This is a genomic window from Bacteroides sp. D1 (assembly GCF_000157095.2).
Taxonomy (GTDB): Bacteria; Bacteroidota; Bacteroidia; order Bacteroidales; family Bacteroidaceae; genus Bacteroides; species Bacteroides xylanisolvens.
Map to the genome: position 1 here is coordinate 467,366 of NZ_JH114339.1, position 18,689 is coordinate 486,054.

11 protein-coding genes are annotated in these 18,689 nt (G+C 40.6%); 5 read left to right on the forward strand and 6 right to left on the reverse strand.

The features are described from left to right. From BSAG_RS26060 to BSAG_RS12450, 5 genes are all read right to left on the reverse strand, one after another. Positions 1-165, reverse strand: a 165-nt coding sequence (locus BSAG_RS26060; protein WP_008997502.1) for a surface glycan-binding family protein, incomplete at its 3' end; no start/stop codon positions are given. Positions 166-177: 12 nt separating this feature from the next. Further along, a complete protein-coding gene (hepC, locus tag BSAG_RS12465) occupies positions 178-2,367 on the reverse strand; it encodes a heparin-sulfate lyase HepC (RefSeq protein ID WP_004302192.1) in 2,190 nt (729 codons plus the stop codon). Between the two features lie 609 nt (positions 2,368-2,976). Continuing rightward, positions 2,977-4,098: an ATP-binding protein gene (locus tag BSAG_RS12460; RefSeq protein WP_004316595.1), complete on the reverse strand. Its 1,122-nt coding sequence runs from the start codon at positions 4,096-4,098 to the stop codon at positions 2,977-2,979. Positions 4,099-4,222: 124 nt separating this feature from the next. Continuing rightward, positions 4,223-8,284, reverse strand: a complete 4,062-nt coding sequence (locus tag BSAG_RS12455; RefSeq protein WP_008770826.1) for a two-component regulator propeller domain-containing protein — start codon at positions 8,282-8,284, stop codon at positions 4,223-4,225. Between the two features lie 208 nt (positions 8,285-8,492). Beyond that, positions 8,493-9,863: a TrpB-like pyridoxal phosphate-dependent enzyme gene (locus BSAG_RS12450; RefSeq protein WP_004316593.1), complete on the reverse strand. Its 1,371-nt coding sequence runs from the start codon at positions 9,861-9,863 to the stop codon at positions 8,493-8,495. Positions 9,864-9,995: 132 nt separating this feature from the next. Here BSAG_RS12450 and BSAG_RS12445 point away from each other — a divergent pair, with 132 nt between their 5' ends. Both BSAG_RS12445 and BSAG_RS12440 read left to right on the forward strand, forming a co-directional pair. Beyond that, a complete protein-coding gene (locus tag BSAG_RS12445) occupies positions 9,996-11,825 on the forward strand; it encodes a TrkH family potassium uptake protein (RefSeq protein ID WP_008770827.1) in 1,830 nt (609 codons plus the stop codon). Positions 11,826-11,829: 4 nt separating this feature from the next. Then, complete coding sequence (locus BSAG_RS12440) at positions 11,830-12,516, forward strand: potassium channel family protein (protein ID WP_008770828.1); 687 nt, start codon at positions 11,830-11,832, stop codon at positions 12,514-12,516. A gap of 132 nt (positions 12,517-12,648) precedes the next feature. On the opposite strand, the gene galB is transcribed toward BSAG_RS12440, so the two are convergent. Further along, positions 12,649-15,096 (reverse strand): beta-galactosidase GalB, encoded by a 2,448-nt coding sequence (gene galB, locus BSAG_RS12435; protein ID WP_008770829.1) that lies wholly within the window; start codon positions 15,094-15,096, stop codon positions 12,649-12,651. A gap of 241 nt (positions 15,097-15,337) precedes the next feature. Here galB and BSAG_RS12430 point away from each other — a divergent pair, with 241 nt between their 5' ends. From BSAG_RS12430 to BSAG_RS12420, 3 genes are all read left to right on the forward strand, one after another. Further along, on the forward strand, positions 15,338-15,889 hold the full coding sequence (locus BSAG_RS12430; protein ID WP_008770830.1) for a DUF4738 domain-containing protein: 552 nt from the start codon (positions 15,338-15,340) through the stop codon (positions 15,887-15,889). 123 nt (positions 15,890-16,012) lie between these two features. Further along, the gene (locus BSAG_RS12425; RefSeq protein WP_008997504.1) at positions 16,013-17,209 is read left to right on the forward strand and encodes a heparin lyase I family protein; all 1,197 of its coding nucleotides are present in this window, start codon (positions 16,013-16,015) and stop codon (positions 17,207-17,209) included. Positions 17,210-17,395: 186 nt separating this feature from the next. Beyond that, positions 17,396-18,361, forward strand: a complete 966-nt coding sequence (locus BSAG_RS12420) for a tyrosine-type DNA invertase cluster 3b (RefSeq protein ID WP_032840272.1) — start codon at positions 17,396-17,398, stop codon at positions 18,359-18,361. The last annotated feature ends 328 nt before the right edge of the window (positions 18,362-18,689 follow it).

The following is an 18,689-nucleotide window of genomic DNA, read 5'->3' on the forward strand; positions in this document are numbered from 1 at the left end:
CTTCCACTCATCAGGACCTATATCAGTCATACCTGAGTAGAATATTGTGAATTTAGTAGAATCGGTAGTTTCTGTATCATCACAAGATGTATAAACTACACTCATTATAACTATCATCAGACTCATTATAAGCCTTGATTTGGTTTTTAATAATGCATGTTTCATTTCTTAGATATATTAATTAAGTGTGTATGATAAATTATATTCTTTATTATCAATAATTACTTTTACTGATGTTCCATTTGCATGGAATGTTCCAGCGGCTTCATCATCTGCTATATCTGTAAATGTGGCTGTCATGTTGATGTTTGCTGCTTCCGCGCCATCATTAATTGGATAAATTATGCTAATGAATCTTGCAGCACCATTTACTATTTTAGGTTTACGTATGGTAACTTGATAACCTTTACGTTCGGTTTTTTGTCCTATATCATTAGAAGTATTAGTCGTTTTTACGGATGCGCTATAATCGTTGGCTGTTTCAACAAAGGTTCTAAGCATGATATTGTTATTGTCGCTAAAAGCCGTATGTGCACCGTAAATATGGCTGTCTTTTTGTCCTTCGTCTATTACGACATCGCTCGATGCGTTTTCAATAGGACATAAATGAAAATTCACATTGATGTTACTGTTATGGTCTGCTGTGGTATCATATCCTTCATCTACTATCACAAAGAACTTTTGATTAACAAAAAATACAGAACGGCGATGGGTCAAATTCAGATGTTTTTCACCTGAAACAGTATATGTCGGATTTTCAGTAACCAAGACATCGTAGGATGTTGCTTCATCCGTCTTTGTTGTTAATTGAAGCAATTTCCCTTTCATACTATCATCAGGTATTGTTTTACTCATTATGGTTAACGTGTTATGTCTGGCTGTTCCGCGATAGGTCTCTCTATCGCTCCCACTGTATGCGTATGACCCTGCGTCAGGGAAGAAATTACGTCCTTTTTTATATAAACTAAATGTACCGTTATCTGGTTGACAGTGATATTTATTATTAGGATTATTGTTGTTTTTTAGGATCATCATCATAGATTGGTCATCCCATTTATTACGCAGAATATAATATCCTCCATTTGTATAAGCTTTTTGTAAATAAGTAGGTGTGGATCCACTTTGCCTTTCTGAAGCCATCCATTGTATTTCTTGATCATCCGGGAACATTTCTGCATACTTTTTGAAATTTTTAATGAGTACACTTTTTCCTAAACGACTGGAACGGGTATCATTAAAGTTTTCTACACTGTAATTAGGATAAGTGATATCCATGACAAAATGAGCAGGTAATTTTAACTTCTCAAGGTATCCTGCCGGAAATCCGCCAGCTTTATTATTTAATTGAGCTACTCTGTAAGTTTCATAAAAATCAGAGATGGCACCAACGTGGTAGCTAATGTCAAATTCGTAATGTACTCCATCTGCAAGGAACTGTTTATCTATTTGTTCTCCTAGTTTCTGAGAACCTTCTGATAGCCATTCATTGGCATTCTTGAACTCAGGCATAAGTATGCCTGCCATTGCTACAGCTTGTGCTTGGGTAACCAAAATGTTACCTTCTTTATAATAATTCAAACGAATACATTCTACTTCTTTGGCAAATGCTGTCAAGAAAACAGAGAGCCATTCTGGCGTGAAATTTTTAGATTGAATGAAATAAGTCATGATATCTATCTGTGAGATAACTCTTTCAGCTACCTGTAAACCTTTCCATTGATAATCAACATCATTCTCTTTTCCTCCTTCTTCGGGGAATGTTGTTCCTTCTTCATAAGGAAAAGTCTTAAGCCAATCCGAGTAAACATTGATCCATGATTCTGCATATTTTTCATCACGACTTGTGCGATAGGCTTTTGCTTGTGGAAGCATCCATTGATGGCGATGAATCTGATATTTAAATTCTTGGTCAGTGACTTTACTGGGAATGAACGACCAGTCTATTTTATTATCTTTAGTAAAAGAATAATAGATTTCTTTTCCATCCTCAACTCGCTCTGCAAATCCTCTAACATAAAATCTGTTTTCTAATGCTTGGTCAGCTATATTTAGTTCAGATGCCGTAATTGGTGTGTTCATCAATTGAATGTTAGGGTTGATGACACTTGTCCGATTTCTGTAATACTCTAATAATTCATTTACTGCATAGTAGTATTTCCCTGAATTATAAAATTCTTTAGCTTTTTCCAGTCCTGGATAATCAAGATTGATAACTGCAAATAGTTTTTCATCGATCACATCATTAGGTTGATTAGGAGGAAGCATATCTATGTCTATATTGCCTCCAGTCAATATTTCCTCCTCGTTGTCTGAGCATCCGGCAAATGCTAGCAGACCGAACATACAAATAAAGAAGATGTTCTTCATACTTTATTAGGTTTTAATTATTAAAAGTTATATTTTACTGTTTACAAATGTAGTCTGTTTATTTATAAATGCTAATCCGTCTTGTTCACACTTTGTTCAAAAAATGATTTTTTGATATTAATATTGTTGAATCATATATTAATAATGTTTAGAAAAACGGTTTTTAGGCTGATATTAAGCTTTTTATACATCATAATGTAACCTTCATCCTATTCATTTATGAAATGAACTAATTCATTTTGATATGGGAGGGGAACGGTACGGAGACGAACTAAACGCTAGTTGTCAATAATCAATAAGAGATAAGCTGTCTTAATACTGTGTTTAGTTTCCTATCTTCTATAAATAATAATTAGCTCTACATTCTAGTTTGCGTTCCACTTAAGTCGAACGATAGAACCACTTAAGTTGAACTATCGCTCCACTTAAGTGGAACGCAAATTTATTAGGGAACGAAGAAAATAATAGCTCCAAGAAGAAATATTAAAAAGACTATTGCACTAGATTAATCTTTGTAACTATGAATTTAGATCAAAACCTTACTGAAAAAAGAAAAGTACTGTCTTATACATTAGGGTTGTTTGTTATGTACAAACTTTCACCTTGTACCTACAATAGAAATTCTTCTATATTGTCAGGAGTAATCACGGTGAAAGTTGCTTCAGGATAATTGTCTGAAAAAGCTTTGGGGAATTTGGCGGAGCGTTTAGGATTCCATTTAAATTCATAAGTCATTAGTTTACCATCTCCTTCTTCTATTAAATCAATTTCCTGCATAGCTGTTGTGCGCCAAAACCATGTATTATGCCATAAACGGTTATATTGGAGGTATTTGATACGTTCTGAAACGAGGAAGTTTTCGAATAAAGCTCCTATGTCTGAACGAGTTTCCGCCAACGAGAAATTAGCGATTACAGCATTGCGTATTCCATTATCATAGAAATATATTTTTCTGCTGCTTTTTAACTCATTTCTTAGATTTCTGCTGAATGAACTCAGCCGGAAGATTATATATGATTGTTCGAGTAATATCACGTAGCGTTCCACTGTCTTGGGATCGAGATCACACAATTGCCCTAATTCATTATAAGAAACTTCTGAGCCAATTTGAAAGGCCAATGCCTGAAGAAGTTTCATAATCTTATCAGCCTTCTTGATATGCTCCCAGTCCAGGATATCTTTATATAAGTAGCTATCGGAAAGCTGTTTTAGTATTTCGCTTTCTGAACCGGGATGTGTAACGACATCTGGATAATAACCATACACCAGACGATGGGGGATGAGACGCTTCTCATCTAGTAGCCCATGATGGTTGACCATTTCTTTGAAAGAAAGCGGGTACATTTTATATTCCCATTTTCTTCCGGTAAGAGGTTCATTAACTTTGTTAGCTAAGTCAAAAGAGGAACTTCCTGTAGCAATTAATTGGATGTCACTTATCTGATCGGTAATTAATTTCAGACGTAATCCTATATTTTCGATACGTTGTGCTTCATCAATTATAACTATTTTTTTTTGCCCGAATATATATTTCAGGCGGGTTGCCGATATGTTCTCGAATAGGCTACGGGTATCTTGTTCATCTCCGTTCAGCCAGAGAATATCATTGCTGTCTGTAAACATCTGTTTTAGCAAAGTGGTTTTCCCAACTTGGCGAGGTCCCATTATTATAATGGCCTTGCCTTGCCCTAATTTTTCTTGAATCGTTTGTTCTAATATTCTTGCTATCATAATTGACCTCTTTTATTTAAGAACAAATTTCAAGCTTTTTTTCTTCAAATCCAAAAATATTATGATTTTTATGGATTGGATTCCGTAAAAATCATAATATTTTTGGATTTACCTCTCTAGTTGTTTATCCCTTTGCTTTCTTAATATACTCCGTAGGCAAACATCCGAAATACTTTTTGAAACTCGTAGCAAAGTAAGACGGCGTATTAAATCCTACCATTGTGCTGACTTCTGCTATTGTATAACGGCCATCCTTCAGTAGTTTTGCCGCTTCATTGAAACGAATCTTGCGTATAAAGTCGATAGTCGATTCACCTGTGATAGCTTTCAATTTGAGGTGCAGATTAGAACGGCTCATATTCATTTCTCTGGCGAACTCGTCGGTAGAGAATTCAATATTATCCATATTCTTTTCTACGATGGCTACGGCACGTTTCAATAAAGCTTCGTCCATGGCGTTGAACGTAATCTTTTCCGGTTCCACTTCCAGAGATTTGGAATACCGTTCGAGCATACGCCTGCGGGTACGCATCATATTCTGTATCTTCGTAGTCAGGATAGCCAGTGAGAACGGTTTCGGGATATAATCATCTGCTCCCATTTGCAGACCTTCCATCTGATCTTTGGTTTCGCTTTTGGCAGACAGGATAATCACAGGAATGTGACAGGTACGGATATTCTGCTTCACATTCTTGCATAGCTTGATACCATCCATCACAGGCATCATGACATCAGTCACAATAATGTCAACTTCATTTTCTTTCAGTTTTTCCAGGGCTTCTTCACCATTTCCGGCGTCCAATGTATTGAAAAGTTCGGAAAGTCCGCTACTGAGATAATGGCGGATTTCATTATTGTCTTCTACGATAAGAATCGTACCACGTTTCTTGTCACCGGTTTCGATCGCTTCGTTTTTTACTTTTTCCGTATCAATGAAATACATCTCTTTCGAGTTGGTAGAATAAACTTGGTCCTCCTCATTTTTAGCGTCATTAGAAGCTAATTCGGAAGGTTTGTAGATATTTATATCCTGTGGCAGATAAACAGAGAAAGTGCTACCTTTGCCTTCTTCACTGTCTAACTCAATACGTCCGTGATGCAGTTCCACCAAACGTTGTACCAATGACAGCCCGATGCCGCTTCCTACGTGCTCACTCTCTATCTGATAGAAACGTTCGAATATTTTTCCCTGCTTGTTGATAGGAATACCAATACCGGTATCACTAACTTGCAGTACCAGCCAGTTGTTTTCCTCTTTCAACGTAACAGTAATGCTTTGCCCGCTTTCTGTATATTTGAAAGCATTTGAAAGCAGGTTATTAACGATCAGTTCCAGATAATTCGGATCGAAAAGTTCCTCTTTTTCTTCCAGTTCGGAGTGGAGAGTATAAGTAATCTTCTTGTGGCGTGCCAGTTTATCGTAGAACAAGAAATTATCCTGTATCAGTTGATGCGCATTCTCTTTCTTTACTTTCAGCTCAAAAACTCCCAATTCGGCACGGCGATAATCCATCAACTGGTTGACAAGATGCAACAGACGATTGGCGTTGCGTTGGATATATTCCAGCTGGTTACGAGTCCAGCGATCACTAATCTTATTGATTATTTCTTGTAAAGGAGCTAAGATGAGAGTTAACGGCGTGCGAAGCTCGTGCGAAATATTGATGAAGAAACGCATCTTCATCTGGTTGATTTCTTCTTGATGCTCCTTGTCCCTGCGTTCAAGTTCCAGTTCCGCTTCCATACTCTTACGCATCCAGAAGAAGCGGAAGACGAAAGTGATAAACCCGATAAAAGTGGCGAGGAAAATCATGATTGCCCACCAGGTCTTGTACCATATAGGGAGAACTATGATTTCCAACATTGTAGGTACAGTATTCCATTTTCCGTCACTATTGGCAGCTTTTACCAAAAAGTGATAAGTGCCTTGTGGCAGGTTGGAGTAGGAGACAGTACGTTTATCTGTCAGATAATACCACTCTTTGTCATATCCTTCCAGTTTATAAGCGAAAGTGTTATGTTGTCCGGAAATATAATTGGATACTACAAATTCAATCGTGAAAGCAGTTTGCCATGATTTCAGGGTGATACTTTCTGTTTCATTGATATTCTTAGTCAGGATACCGGTTTCATCATCCGGGCGAACTGTCTTGTTAAACAGTTGAAGTTTGGTGATAACTACCGGAGGCGTATAAGGGTTATCCAACAATAGTTCCGGGCGGAAAGTAGTGATTCCGTTGATACCTCCGAAATACATCTGACCACTTGAAGTACGACAGAACGAAGAAGTATTAAACTGGTTACTCTGTAATCCGTCGGATTCCGTAAAATTACGGAACCTCTCTGTTTCCGGATTGAAACAGGAAATACCACGGTTGGTACTTACCCAAAGACGTCCGAAAGTATCTTCCAGAACACCATATACCACATTGTTGGGTAAACCGTTAGCTGTAGTATATCGTTTGATTTTCTTTTCTTTCTCATTAAAACAGTAGAAGCCCTCACGCGTACCTACCCAAATGATACCGTTGTCCGCCTCGTAAATGCAATTGGTAAACGTCTTTGTTACAGATGATTCCGGAAGAATAGGCACCTTTTCTATCTCGAGTCCTTCCTGCTGAAAGACAGATATACCTTCCTCGCCCCCGATCCAAAGCCGTTTATGGGAATCTCTGAACAGGATTGTGATTCGTTGTGAAGTAAATGGGGTACCGTCCTTTTCCTTATCAATGGTGGTAAAACTCTTTTTTTCCGGGTTAAAACTAACCAGAGCACTTAATGTCCCCAATAAGAGGTTTCCCCCTTTGTCAGGAAGAATAGCATATACATTCTCATCAACTAACTGGCTGTTCAGCTGATTGAAACTTTCCATTTTTCCACTGTTTCGATGGAGGACAGTCAGTCCGCCGGCATGTGTCCCTATATATACAAGTGATTTTTGTTCATCTACATATACGGCTTTGATGTTGTTGGAACCAATACCGATTTCTCGTTCGTTTTCCTGTAAGATATAGTGCGTAAACTGTTGTGTCTTTGTATTATACAAATTCAAACCACCATCATTCGTTCCTATCCATAAGTTCTTATCCTTATCTTCCGTAATGCAGCTGACTACGTTATCGCTTAGAGAGTTTTTATAGGGAATACGCTGGATATTCTTAAATCTGTTGCGGATAGGATGGTAATAGTTCAATCCCCCGAAGTAGGTTCCAAGCCACATACCTCCTTGCGAATCCATAAAGATACTGCGAACCGAACGTTGTGACAAACTGCCGTTTTCTACCGGATTGCTACTGTAGGAAACGAAAGAATCGCTTCCTTCATGATAAATGTTTAGATCATTGAACGTTCCTATCCATAAGCGATTTTGCGAATCCAGTGCCAGGGAGCGGATATAATTGGAACTGATACTTTTAGGATTGGAAGAAGAATGATGATAAGCCTTGACCTCTTTCGTTTTCGGGTTGAGCAGAAGCAGGCCGGTTCCTTCGGTGGCTACCCATATACGGGTAGGAGATTGCTGCAAAATGGCCTGAATCTGTTTCGTTTCCGTTATCGGAGTAATCTTTTCCAGTTTCTTTTGAGGAATGGAATAGCTGTAAAGCCCGTCGACCGGGGTACCGATATAGATAATATCCCCCTGTCTGTAAAGAGCTGAAGCTATAAGCTTGTGCATAGCGGTACTAAAAGAATCGTCTACAAACTTGGATTCTTTAATATCGAACATGGTCAGTCCTTCCTGTGTGCTTATAAGCAACTGTTCCGGTGAGATTTCTGCAATACCATTGATTTGTTGCCGTTTGCCCTTTTTCTCGTAGAAGAAATTTCTGAATTTGTCTTTTTCTTCGTCATAATATGACAAACCATCCCGCGTACCGATCCAGACACGTCCCTGACTGTCAGTCTTTACGATTCGTGAAATGTCATTAGCAATACTGTTCGGATCCTCTTCATTATGTTGATAAACTGTAAATGAATACCCGTCATACTTGTTTACTCCATCATAGGTAGCGAACCACATATTACCTCTTTGGTCCTGATCGATAGAGAATACGGTGCTTTGTGACAATCCTTCGTTAATAGAAATATAAGAGAAGTTAATTTGCTCCGGAACTTCAGAAAAAACGCAATTAACCCCTATACATAGAAAGAGTAGACAGATTGTTGTTTTTTTAAGGCTGTTCATTATTAGTTCATAAGATTAATAATGGCATCAAAGATAGCAAAATCTTTTATATGGAGGTATTCAATAGAGAGAAAGTAAATATAGGGAATGAAAAAATACCACCAATTATACAGATTAGCACGGATTTTTATATCGACAATCTTCGAATTACAATTAAATCTGTGTTAATCTGTGTAATCGGTGGTGAAACTTGAAACTGGTAGGTAATTTATTTAGCTAAATCTCCTATCTCGTCTAAATTCTTCTGAATATCTTCGTCATTCAATGTATAATTCACCAGATCACCGGCCAAATACTTGTCATAAGAAGCCATATCGATCAGACCATGTCCCGAAAGATTGAACAGAATCACTTTCTCTTCTCCTGTCTCCTTACATTTGTTAGCTTCGCGGATAGCCGCTGCAATAGCGTGGCTGGATTCGGGAGCCGGAATAATACCTTCGGACTGCGCAAACAGACAACCGGCTTCGAAAGACTCCAGTTGCTGTATATCTACCGCTTCCATCAGATTATCTTTGAGCAACTGTGAAACGATTACACCTGCGCCGTGATAACGAAGTCCACCGGCATGGATATGAGCCGGAGCAAAATTGTGTCCTAAAGTAAACATCGGCAGCAACGGAGTATATCCGGCTTCATCACCGAAGTCATACTGGAACTTACCACGTGTCAGTTTCGGACAAGAAGCAGGTTCGGCAGCAACGAAACGAGTCTTTTTTCCTTCCTGTATGGTGTGGCGCATGAACGGGAAAGAGATACCTCCGAAGTTGGAACCACCTCCGAAACAACCGATCACGATATCCGGATATTCGCCTGCCATTTCCATTTGTTTTTCAGCTTCCAGTCCGATAATAGTCTGGTGAAGAGTTACGTGGCTAAGTACGGAACCGAGCGTATATTTACAGTTGGGAGTCATTTGTGCCAGTTCGATAGCTTCCGAAATAGCAGTTCCCAGTGAACCTTGATAAGTGGGGTGTTTAGTCAGAATATCCTTACCGGCACGGGTAGACATAGATGGAGAAGGAGTGACCTGTGCTCCGAAAGTCTGCATGATGCTGCGGCGGTATGGTTTTTGTTCATAACTGATTTTTACCTGATAAACGGCAGCTTCCAGACCGAAAACCTTGGCTGCGTAAGAAAGAGCGGCTCCCCATTGTCCGGCACCGGTTTCAGTGGTGATGTTGGTCACCCCTTCTTCTTTGCAATAATAAGCTTGTGCCAATGCAGAGTTCAATTTATGCGAACCGATAGGGCTTACGCTCTCGTTCTTAAAATAGATATGAGCCGGAGTGCCGAGTGCTTTTTCCAAACCATAAGCACGAACCAGCGGAGTGCTGCGATAGTACTTGTACATTTCACGCACTTCTTCCGGTATTTCGATCCATGCATCCGTCTGATTCAGCTCCTGATGACACAGCTCTTTTGCGAAAATCGGATATAAATCTTCTGCTTTCAGCGGTTGTTTGGTTCCCGGGTGCAACGGAGGCATAGGTTTGTTCACCATATCAGCCTGAATGTTGTACCAGTAATGTGGAATTTCTTCTTCCGGTAGAATATACCGTTTTCTTTTTTCACTCATAATATTGTAGTTTTTTAGTTTTCTGTTGCCAAAAGTACTCAAATTTTTAATATTCGGAAAATTTTGTCAACAAAGAATCGCATTTGATTGTTATTTTAGTTAAGTTTGCACGACCCCGTTAAAAAAGATGATATGAAGATTTATCATAAGTTTTTATTGTATCAGAATAAACTGCTAAAACCCTATGTACGTATCTTGTTAGGGCTGGTAGAAGCACTCACCTATCTGGCGTCATTATTATTGATTGTCGGAGTAGTATATGAACATGGCTTTCCCTTGTCTATTGATGAAGTGGCGAATTTACAGACATTGTATAAAACTGTCTGGATCATCTTTCTGATTGATGTAACTTTACATATCTCGCTGGAATACCGGAATACCAAAAAACAATACCGGCGATTAGCCTGGATATTGAGTGGATTGTTATATCTCACGTTGGTACCTGTTATATTCCATCGTCCGGAAGAAGAAGGAGCTATTTTGCATATTTGGGAATTCTTACATGGGAAGTTTTATCATCTTCTGTTATTGTTAGTTCTTTCTTTCCTCAATCTGTCCAATGGGCTGGTGCGTCTGTTGGGACGGCGTACCAATCCGTCTTTGATATTGGCAGTTAGTTTTATGGCTATTATTCTGATTGGAGCAGGCTTGTTGATGCTTCCGCGCTGCACGGTAAATGGTATCACCTGGGTAGACTCTTTATTTACCGCTACCAGTGCCGTATGCGTTACAGGCTTGGTACCGGTAGACGTGTCTACTACATTCACCACTTCGGGATTAGTTGTCATTATCCTGTTGATTCAGATTGGCGGATTGGGAGTGATGACATTAACCAGTTTCTTCGCCATGTTCTTTATGGGGAATACCTCCATTTACAACCAGCTTGTTGTGCGTGATATGGTTAGTTCCAATTCATTAGGTTCTTTGCTGTCTACTTTATTATATATATTAGGCTTCACTTTAGTGATTGAAGGGATCGGTATGGTTTCGATTTGGTTTAGTATTCACGGAACGTTGGGAATGACTCTGGAAGGAGAGTTGGGTTTTGCTGCTTTCCATTCTATTTCAGCTTTTTGCAATGCGGGCTTTTCTACGCTTTCCGGCAATTTAGGAAATCCGATGGTGATGACTAACCATAATTGGTTGTTTATTACCGTTTCTCTATTGATTATCTTTGGTGGTATCGGTTTCCCCATCCTTGTCAATTTCAAGGATATTGTATTGTATCACCTCCGTCGTTTCTGGAAATTGATTCGTACCCGCAAACTGGATCGGCATAAAATGCAGCACCTCTATAACCTGAATACGAAAATCGTGTTAATCATGACTTTCTTGCTTTTATTAATCGGCACATTGGCTATTGCTGCTTTTGAGTGGAATGGTTCTTTTGCCGGTATGCCTGTGGCAGATAAGTGGACACAAGCTTTCTTTAATGCCACTTGTCCGCGAACAGCCGGTTTCAGCAGTGTCGACCTGGCATCATTGAGCGTGCAGACATTGTTGGTTTATCTATTCTTGATGTGGGTGGGCGGTGGATCACAGTCCACGGCAGGTGGTGTGAAAGTAAATGCTTTTGCGGTCGTAGTTCTGAATCTTGTAGCCGTATTGCGTGGCACTGAACGAGTGGAAGTGTTCGGCAGAGAATTGTCTTACGATTCAATCCGGCGTTCCAATGCAACAGTAGTCATGTCATTGGGAGTCTTATTCATTTTTATTTTCACATTGAGCATACTCGAACCGGGTGTTTCCATTATGGCATTGACTTTCGAATGTGTCTCTGCGCTTAGTACCGTAGGTTCCAGTCTGAATCTGACCCCTCATTTGTGCGACGCAAGCAAACTATTGGTGTCTTTGTTGATGTTTATTGGTCGTGTGGGGTTAATAACATTGATGTTGGGAATCGTCAAACAGAAAAAGAATACAAAATACCGTTATCCGAGTGATAACATCATAATAAACTAAAGCTATGAAGTATATTATTATTGGTTTAGGAAATTACGGCCATGTGTTGGCGGAAGAACTGTCCGCCTTGGGACACGAAATTATAGGTGCGGATATAAGCGAAAGTCGTGTAGACTCCATCAAAGATAAGGTTGCTACAGCTTTTGTCATTGATGCCACTGACGAACAATCATTATCAGTGTTGCCATTGAATAGTGTGGATATAGTTATTGTAGCGATTGGAGAGAATTTTGGTGCGTCGATACGAGTCGTTGCCCTGTTGAAGCAGAAAAAGGTTCCCCGTATTTTTGCCCGTGCTATTGATGCCGTACATAAAGCAGTGCTTGAAGCTTTTGATCTGGAACGAATCCTGACTCCGGAAGAAGATGCTGCCCGCAGCCTGGTACAACTGCTCGACTTCGGTACTAACATGGAAGGATTCCGCATCGATCAGGATTATTATGTTGTGAAGTTCACGGTTCCGGAGAAATTTGTAGGATATTTTGTGAATGAGTTAAACCTGGATGAAGAGTTTCATTTAAAAATGATAGGATTGAAACGGGCGAATAAGATCACCAACTGCCTGGGTATCTCTCTGACCGAGCTTCATGTGAAGAATGAATTACCGGGAAATGAGAAAGTGGAAGAAGGAGACGAATTGGTCTGCTACGGCAGGTATCGTGATTTTCAGGCCTTCTGGAAAGCTATTTAGCTAAAGTACTTATAACGTCGCTTTTATTGAGCACAAGTGAGCAAGTTTCGGAGATAGTTGTATGAAGAAACCCATCGGACTTCTTTTCAGTAAAGAAATCCGCTGGGTTTGTTATATGCTGAAGCGTATGCCTTATTTCGTCTGAATACGAATATTTCCGGCTTTCACTCCATTTGCTTTTGCTGTAAATACAATCTCTCCGGCAGTTTCACCGGCTTGCAGAATAGCTGTCAACATACCGTTGAAAGCATGCATCTTCGGAAGATGGAATTGTTCAAGGTTCGTCGGATCTCCATTGGCGGCAGCACGATATTTACCCGTTCCCTTTACCGAGAAATTTATCTGACGATTATCGGTAGGGCAGAGGTTACCGTCTTTGTCTACTACTTTAACAGTCACATAAGCCAGGTCTTTTCCATCTGCAGTCAGTTCGTTACGGTTGCTTACCAGTTCGATGTGATGAGGCTTTCCGGCAGTACGGACTACTTTTTCAGCCACCGCTTTTCCGTTTTTGTCGTAGGCTACTACTTTCACTTCACCCGGTTCGTACTTTGTATCCATCCACATCAGGCGATAGCGGTTCTTTAGCGAACTATTATTCTTGCTTTGTTTTCCATAGCTTTTGCCATTGATAAACAATTCGGCAGTAGGATAATTAGTGTACACAAAAACGGGAGTCACTTCACCTTCACGTCCCGGCCAGGTCCAGTGAGGCAGGATATGCAAAGTTTCTGCTTCCTTGTTCCACACGCTACGGTAAAGATAATAGCGGTCTTTAGGTAAACTGGCAAGGTCGATGATACCAAACATTGAACTGTGGTTGGGCCATGAATCCGTATCGTATGGTGACGGTTCACCCAGATAATCGAATCCGGTCCATACGAACTGTCCGATGGTCCAATGATGATCGTCAGCTAATGCAAAGTCCTCGTCCGGAATATTCGACCAGGGACAAACCTCCACATCGTATGAAGAGCATTGATGATCTTCATATTTTGCCCCTTTCTTATCCTCCACCGGGAATTTGTACACGCCACGTGAACTGACAGTAGAAGCCGTTTCACTTCCCAGAATCAGATTCTGCGGGAGTTGGTCGTATGACTCCTGATAGCGTTGCGTACGGTAATTAAGTCCCGGAATGTCAATCATTGCTGCAAATCCGTTGGCAAGTACACAAGTCACTTGGTCCATTCCGCAAGTGACAGGACGGGTAGGATCTTCACGATGGCAGATATCCTGCAGGAATTTGGCCACTTTATAACCGACAGGACTGCATTGAGTCGGTACTTCGTTGCCGATACTCCACATAACGACGCAAGGGTTATTCCGGTAATTATGAAGCATATTTATCATATCACGTTCCGCCCATTCATCGAAGTAGCGGTGATAACCATTTTCACATTTGGCGATATCCCATTCATCGAACGGTTCGATCATCATCATAAATCCCATTTCGTCACACAACGCAACGAGTTCGGGAGTCGGCATATTATGAGAAGTACGGATCGCGTCGCATCCCATATCTTTCAATAGCGTAAGCTGATGACGCAGTGCTGCAACATTGATAGCGGCGCCCAACGGACCTAAATCGTGGTGATTGCATACACCCTGAAATTTGCGGTGCTCCCCGTTCAGGTAGAACCCTTTGTCGGCAATGTATTCAATGCTGCGGATACCGAAACGTGTGGTGTAAGTATCTACCAGTTTATCATCCGCATAAATTTTAGAGACAGCCTTGTAAAGCGACGGACTTTCCGGCGACCAGAGTTCGGGTGCGTTTACAATAAAATTTTGTTCAAAAGGTTGTCCGTGATTGATGCGGCTTGTATTCTCTTTCCGGGTAACAACTTTACCTTCCGGAGAAAGAATTTCCGTCTCTACACGGATGGCTGTTTTCTCACCGGCATTGTCTATCTTCGTTTGGAGACGTACGGCTGCAAAATCCTTGTTGACGTGAGGAGTCGTGATTTGCGTTCCCCATACAGGCACATGGATTTTGTCAGTCACAATCAGGTGTACATTGCGATACAGACCTGCTCCCGGATACCAGCGCGAAGATTGCGGACGGTTTTCCAAACGCACGGCAAGCGTATTGTTTTTACCGTCTTTATTCAATAAGGAAGTCACATTACAGTGAAAAGAATTGTAGCCGAAAGGCCAGAAACAAGCTTCTTTTCCGTTGATGTAGACACGCGCTTCACTCATGGCACCATCAAAAAGTAGTGTCACTTCTTTGTCGGCAGGGGCGTCAAAACTGGTACGATACCATCCGGTACCTACATAAGGAAGACCGCCGGTACGTCCTGTCTTCAAGGAAGCTTTTTTCTCAAAGTTCTGTGTCACTGCTACGTTTTGGAGGTCATTGTTCATGTCGAATGGACCAAAAATCGCCCAGTCGTGTGGAATAACAACCGATTCCCATTTAGTGTCATTGAACTCCGGCTGACTGGCCTCTTTAAAATTTCCTTTACTGAATTTCCAGTTCTTCTCCAGCAGTGCCTCACTGCGTTGCGCTTGCATAGTGCAGGCGGCGCCCATCAAAAGTACAGTTACTAACTGTTTGGGGTGTTTCATGTTCATTTTTACTTTTCAGGTATAAAATATTTTGGATTCGGCGTAAAGTTATAAAAAAGGATTCAATAATCTTATCTCTTGAAAGCATTAAATGCACTGGCCGGTTTGCCACTGTTGTCAAGCCCCCCTTTGTGATAGCCTTTCCATTCCTTCTTTCCTTCAAATGTAGGAAAAATGTCGGTTACACTTGTAAATATCCCGCTCTTTTTGTTCCTTTGCCATCTATTTATAAACAGAAAACTTACGTATGAGAAAACTAGTTTATTGGCTTTTATTGCCGTTGGCAGTGGCTGTGAGTGCATGTGGCGGTAAAAAAGGAACTTCAGATAATCAGTCGCTACTGGCAAGAATAGACAGTATAGATGCTCACGGATTGCAGCGTATGCAGACGTCTAAGAGCGAAACTAACTTTAAATTCAAAGGAAAAGATTATCATTCCTTTGTTTCACGTATTCCGGACGAAAGTCTGCCTCATGTAACAAATGAGATGGGAGATACTTATGTCGACAATAAAATAGTGCTACACCTGACACGCGGTAACGAAACGGTATTGAACAAGACATTTACCAAGAATGATTTTTCATCCGTAGTCGATGCAAAATTTCTCTCGAAATCTATATTGGAAGGAATTGTATACGACAAGACCACTCCGCAGGGCATTGTATATGCCGCAAGTGTTTGTTATCCGCAGACAGATTTGTATATGCCGCTTTCTATAACGATCACTGCTGATGGAAAAATGAGCATACAGAAAGTCGATATGCTTGAAGAAGATTTGAACGATGAAGCACCCAATTAAGCCTCCAAGCAGGTGCTGACAGCAAAATTACACAAATGTGAAAGCATTTGAGACAAACGAAAGGCAACCGATGAGGTTGCCTTTCGTATTTTTGCACCGTCAACAAACTTAATATCGAATAGAATGAAGAAAAGCATTTTTATTATTTGCGTGCTGGCATCAGGATGCACGGCGATGGCTGAACAAGTCGAGAAACCCGGTCCGGCTATAGAAACACAGACTTTGGTGCCACTGACCGAGCGTGTAAATGTACAGGCAGATTCGGCATGTGTCAATCAGATTATAGATGGTTGCTGGGTAGCAGTCGGAGCTAAAAAAGCGCATGCCATTCAACGTGATTTCAACCTTATGTTCAACGGAAAACCTTCTTATCGTTTTGAACTGAAAGAAGATGATAACACATTATCCGGATATGCAGCGGGGGAAACAAAAGGGCGTGCGGAATTTTCTTATTGTTATGCAACTTCCGATGATTTCAAAGGCAAACCAGCCGATACATATAAGAAAGCACAAATAATGAAAACTGTATATCATCATGGAAAAGGTATTTGTCCGCAAGGTGCTTCCCGCGATTATGAGTTTTCGGTATATATCCCTTCTACATTAGGCAGTGATGTTTCCACCATTTTTGCTCAATGGCATGGAATGCCGGATCGTACTTTGGTACAGACTCCACAGGGTGAAGTGAAGAAACTGACAGCTGATGAGTTCATGGAACTGGACAAAACTACTATTTTTAAGAAAAACATGGGATACGAAAAGAAACCCAAGCTGGACAAGCAAGGTAATCCGGTGAAAGATAAACAAGGCAATCCCGTTTATCAGGCCGGAAAGGCTAACGGATGGCTGGTGGAACAAGGTGGCTATCCTCCATTGGCATTCGGATTTTCAGGCGGATGGTTCTATATCAAAGCAAACTCCGATCGTAAATGGCTGACCGATAAAGACGACCGTTGCAACGCAAATCCGGAAAAGACACCGGTTATGAAACCTGTGACATCTACATATAAAGCATCGACCATTGCTTACAAAATGCCTTTCGCCGATTTTCCGAAAGATTGTTGGATTACATTCCGTATTCATATCGATTGGACAGTCTATGGCAAAGAGGCGGAAACAATTGTAAAGCCGGGTATGCTCGATGTACAGATGGACTATCAGGAAAAAGGGAAAAAGGTTAAGAAACACATTGTGGACAATGAGAAAATCATGATTGGACGTAACGACGATGATGGTTATTACTTTAAGTTCGGTATCTACCGTGTAGGTAATAGCACGAAGCCGGTATGTTACAATCTGGCAAACTATTCAGAGAGGTAATTAGTCAGAAGGTAGAAAGAGAGTGATATCCGGATGTCCGTTTAGTGAGCATCCGGATATTTTTTTATAGGTTAATAATCTAAAAAAATAATATCGCATTTGTCAAGTGTGCTTCAATTCTGCAAAAAGATTTGTTTTTTTGTTGCTTGCCAAATGGTATAATATATAAAATTATTAGTGATGCAAATGATGAACAAAAATGGATTTAACCGGTGTGCGGAATTCTACATCGGTCGTTTGCGGAAGGAGGGACGGTATTCTACGGCGCATGTCTACAAGAATGCCCTCTTTTCTTTCAGCAAATTTTGCGGCACGTCTAATGTGTCGTTCAGACAGATCACCCGTGAACGTTTACGACGTTACGGCCAGTATCTTTATGAGTGTGGCTTGAAGCCCAATACGATTTCTACGTACATGCGTATGCTTCGTAGTATTTATAACCGTGGAGTGGAAGCGGGCAGTGCGCCATACGTTCCGCGACTGTTTCATGATGTCTATACAGGTGTGGATGTCCGCCAGAAAAAGGCTTTGCCTGCTACGGAATTGTATAAGCTTCTGTATGAGGATCCCAAATCGGAACGTTTACGCCGTACGCAAGCTATTGCCGCCCTGATGTTCCAGTTTTGCGGAATGTCATTCGCTGATTTAGCCCATCTGGAGAAATCGGCACTCGATCAGAATGTGTTGCGATACAATCGTATCAAAACTAAAACTCCAATGAGCGTGGAAGTGCTGAATACGGCAAAGGAAATGATTAACCAGCTCCGTAGCAAAGAAGATTCTCATCCTGACTGTCCGGATTATCTGTTTGATATTCTTCGTGGGGATAAAAAACGGACGGATGAAAGAGGTTACCGGGAATATCAGTCCGCTCTCCGTCGATTTAATAATTCTCTGAAGGACCTGGCAAGAACCTTGCATTTGCAATCTCCTGTCACTTCCTATACGCTTCGTCATTCTTGGGCAACGACTGCGAAGTATCGGGGAGTTTCCATTGAAATGATTAGTGAATCATTGGGGCACAAATCTATAAAAACGACACAAATCTACTTGAAAGGCTTTGAGCTAAAAGAACGTACGGAGGTGAATAAAGGGAATTTATCTTACGTAAGAAATTGCTGTACAGGCAGTGTGAAAATAGTAAAGTGTTAATAATCAGAATTAAAATATGTGTGTTACTTCTTAGGTAACGGAATTAAATTTGACGCAAAGATAGACAAAAACACGAATAGAAAGCAAATATTCCTCCACTTTTTTTCGTTTTATCTGAAACATAGAGCAAAAAACTATCCGAACATGAAATAACCTTATTTCCATGCTCTATACTTTTTATTGCCTAATCTCTAGATTTTCCCCGTTGAGTATTAGGCCTTTCCACATTCTACGCCTTTGTCATGTGCGTGATTTCTATTTTCATCATAATGTACGTTTCGTGTATGTGTTATCCGTTACCTAAGAAGTAACGGAATCACATGGGGTA

Bases quoted from the DNA above. Each gene is read 5' to 3' on its own strand.
- BSAG_RS12440 (WP_008770828.1), top strand. From the start codon at position 11,830: ATGAAGTATATTATTATTGGTTTAGGAAATTACGGCCATGTGTTGGCG.
- BSAG_RS12455 (WP_008770826.1), bottom strand. From the start codon at position 8,284: ATGAACAGCCTTAAAAAAACAACAATCTGTCTACTCTTTCTATGTATA.
- BSAG_RS12430 (WP_008770830.1), top strand. From the start codon at position 15,338: ATGAGAAAACTAGTTTATTGGCTTTTATTGCCGTTGGCAGTGGCTGTG.
- BSAG_RS12445 (WP_008770827.1), top strand. From the start codon at position 9,996: ATGAAGATTTATCATAAGTTTTTATTGTATCAGAATAAACTGCTAAAA.
- BSAG_RS12460 (WP_004316595.1), bottom strand. From the start codon at position 4,098: ATGATAGCAAGAATATTAGAACAAACGATTCAAGAAAAATTAGGGCAA.
- BSAG_RS12450 (WP_004316593.1), bottom strand. From the start codon at position 9,863: ATGAGTGAAAAAAGAAAACGGTATATTCTACCGGAAGAAGAAATTCCA.
- galB (WP_008770829.1), bottom strand. From the start codon at position 15,096: ATGAACATGAAACACCCCAAACAGTTAGTAACTGTACTTTTGATGGGC.
- hepC (WP_004302192.1), bottom strand. From the start codon at position 2,367: ATGAAGAACATCTTCTTTATTTGTATGTTCGGTCTGCTAGCATTTGCC.
- BSAG_RS12425 (WP_008997504.1), top strand. From the start codon at position 16,013: ATGAAGAAAAGCATTTTTATTATTTGCGTGCTGGCATCAGGATGCACG.
- BSAG_RS12420 (WP_032840272.1), top strand. From the start codon at position 17,396: ATGATGAACAAAAATGGATTTAACCGGTGTGCGGAATTCTACATCGGT.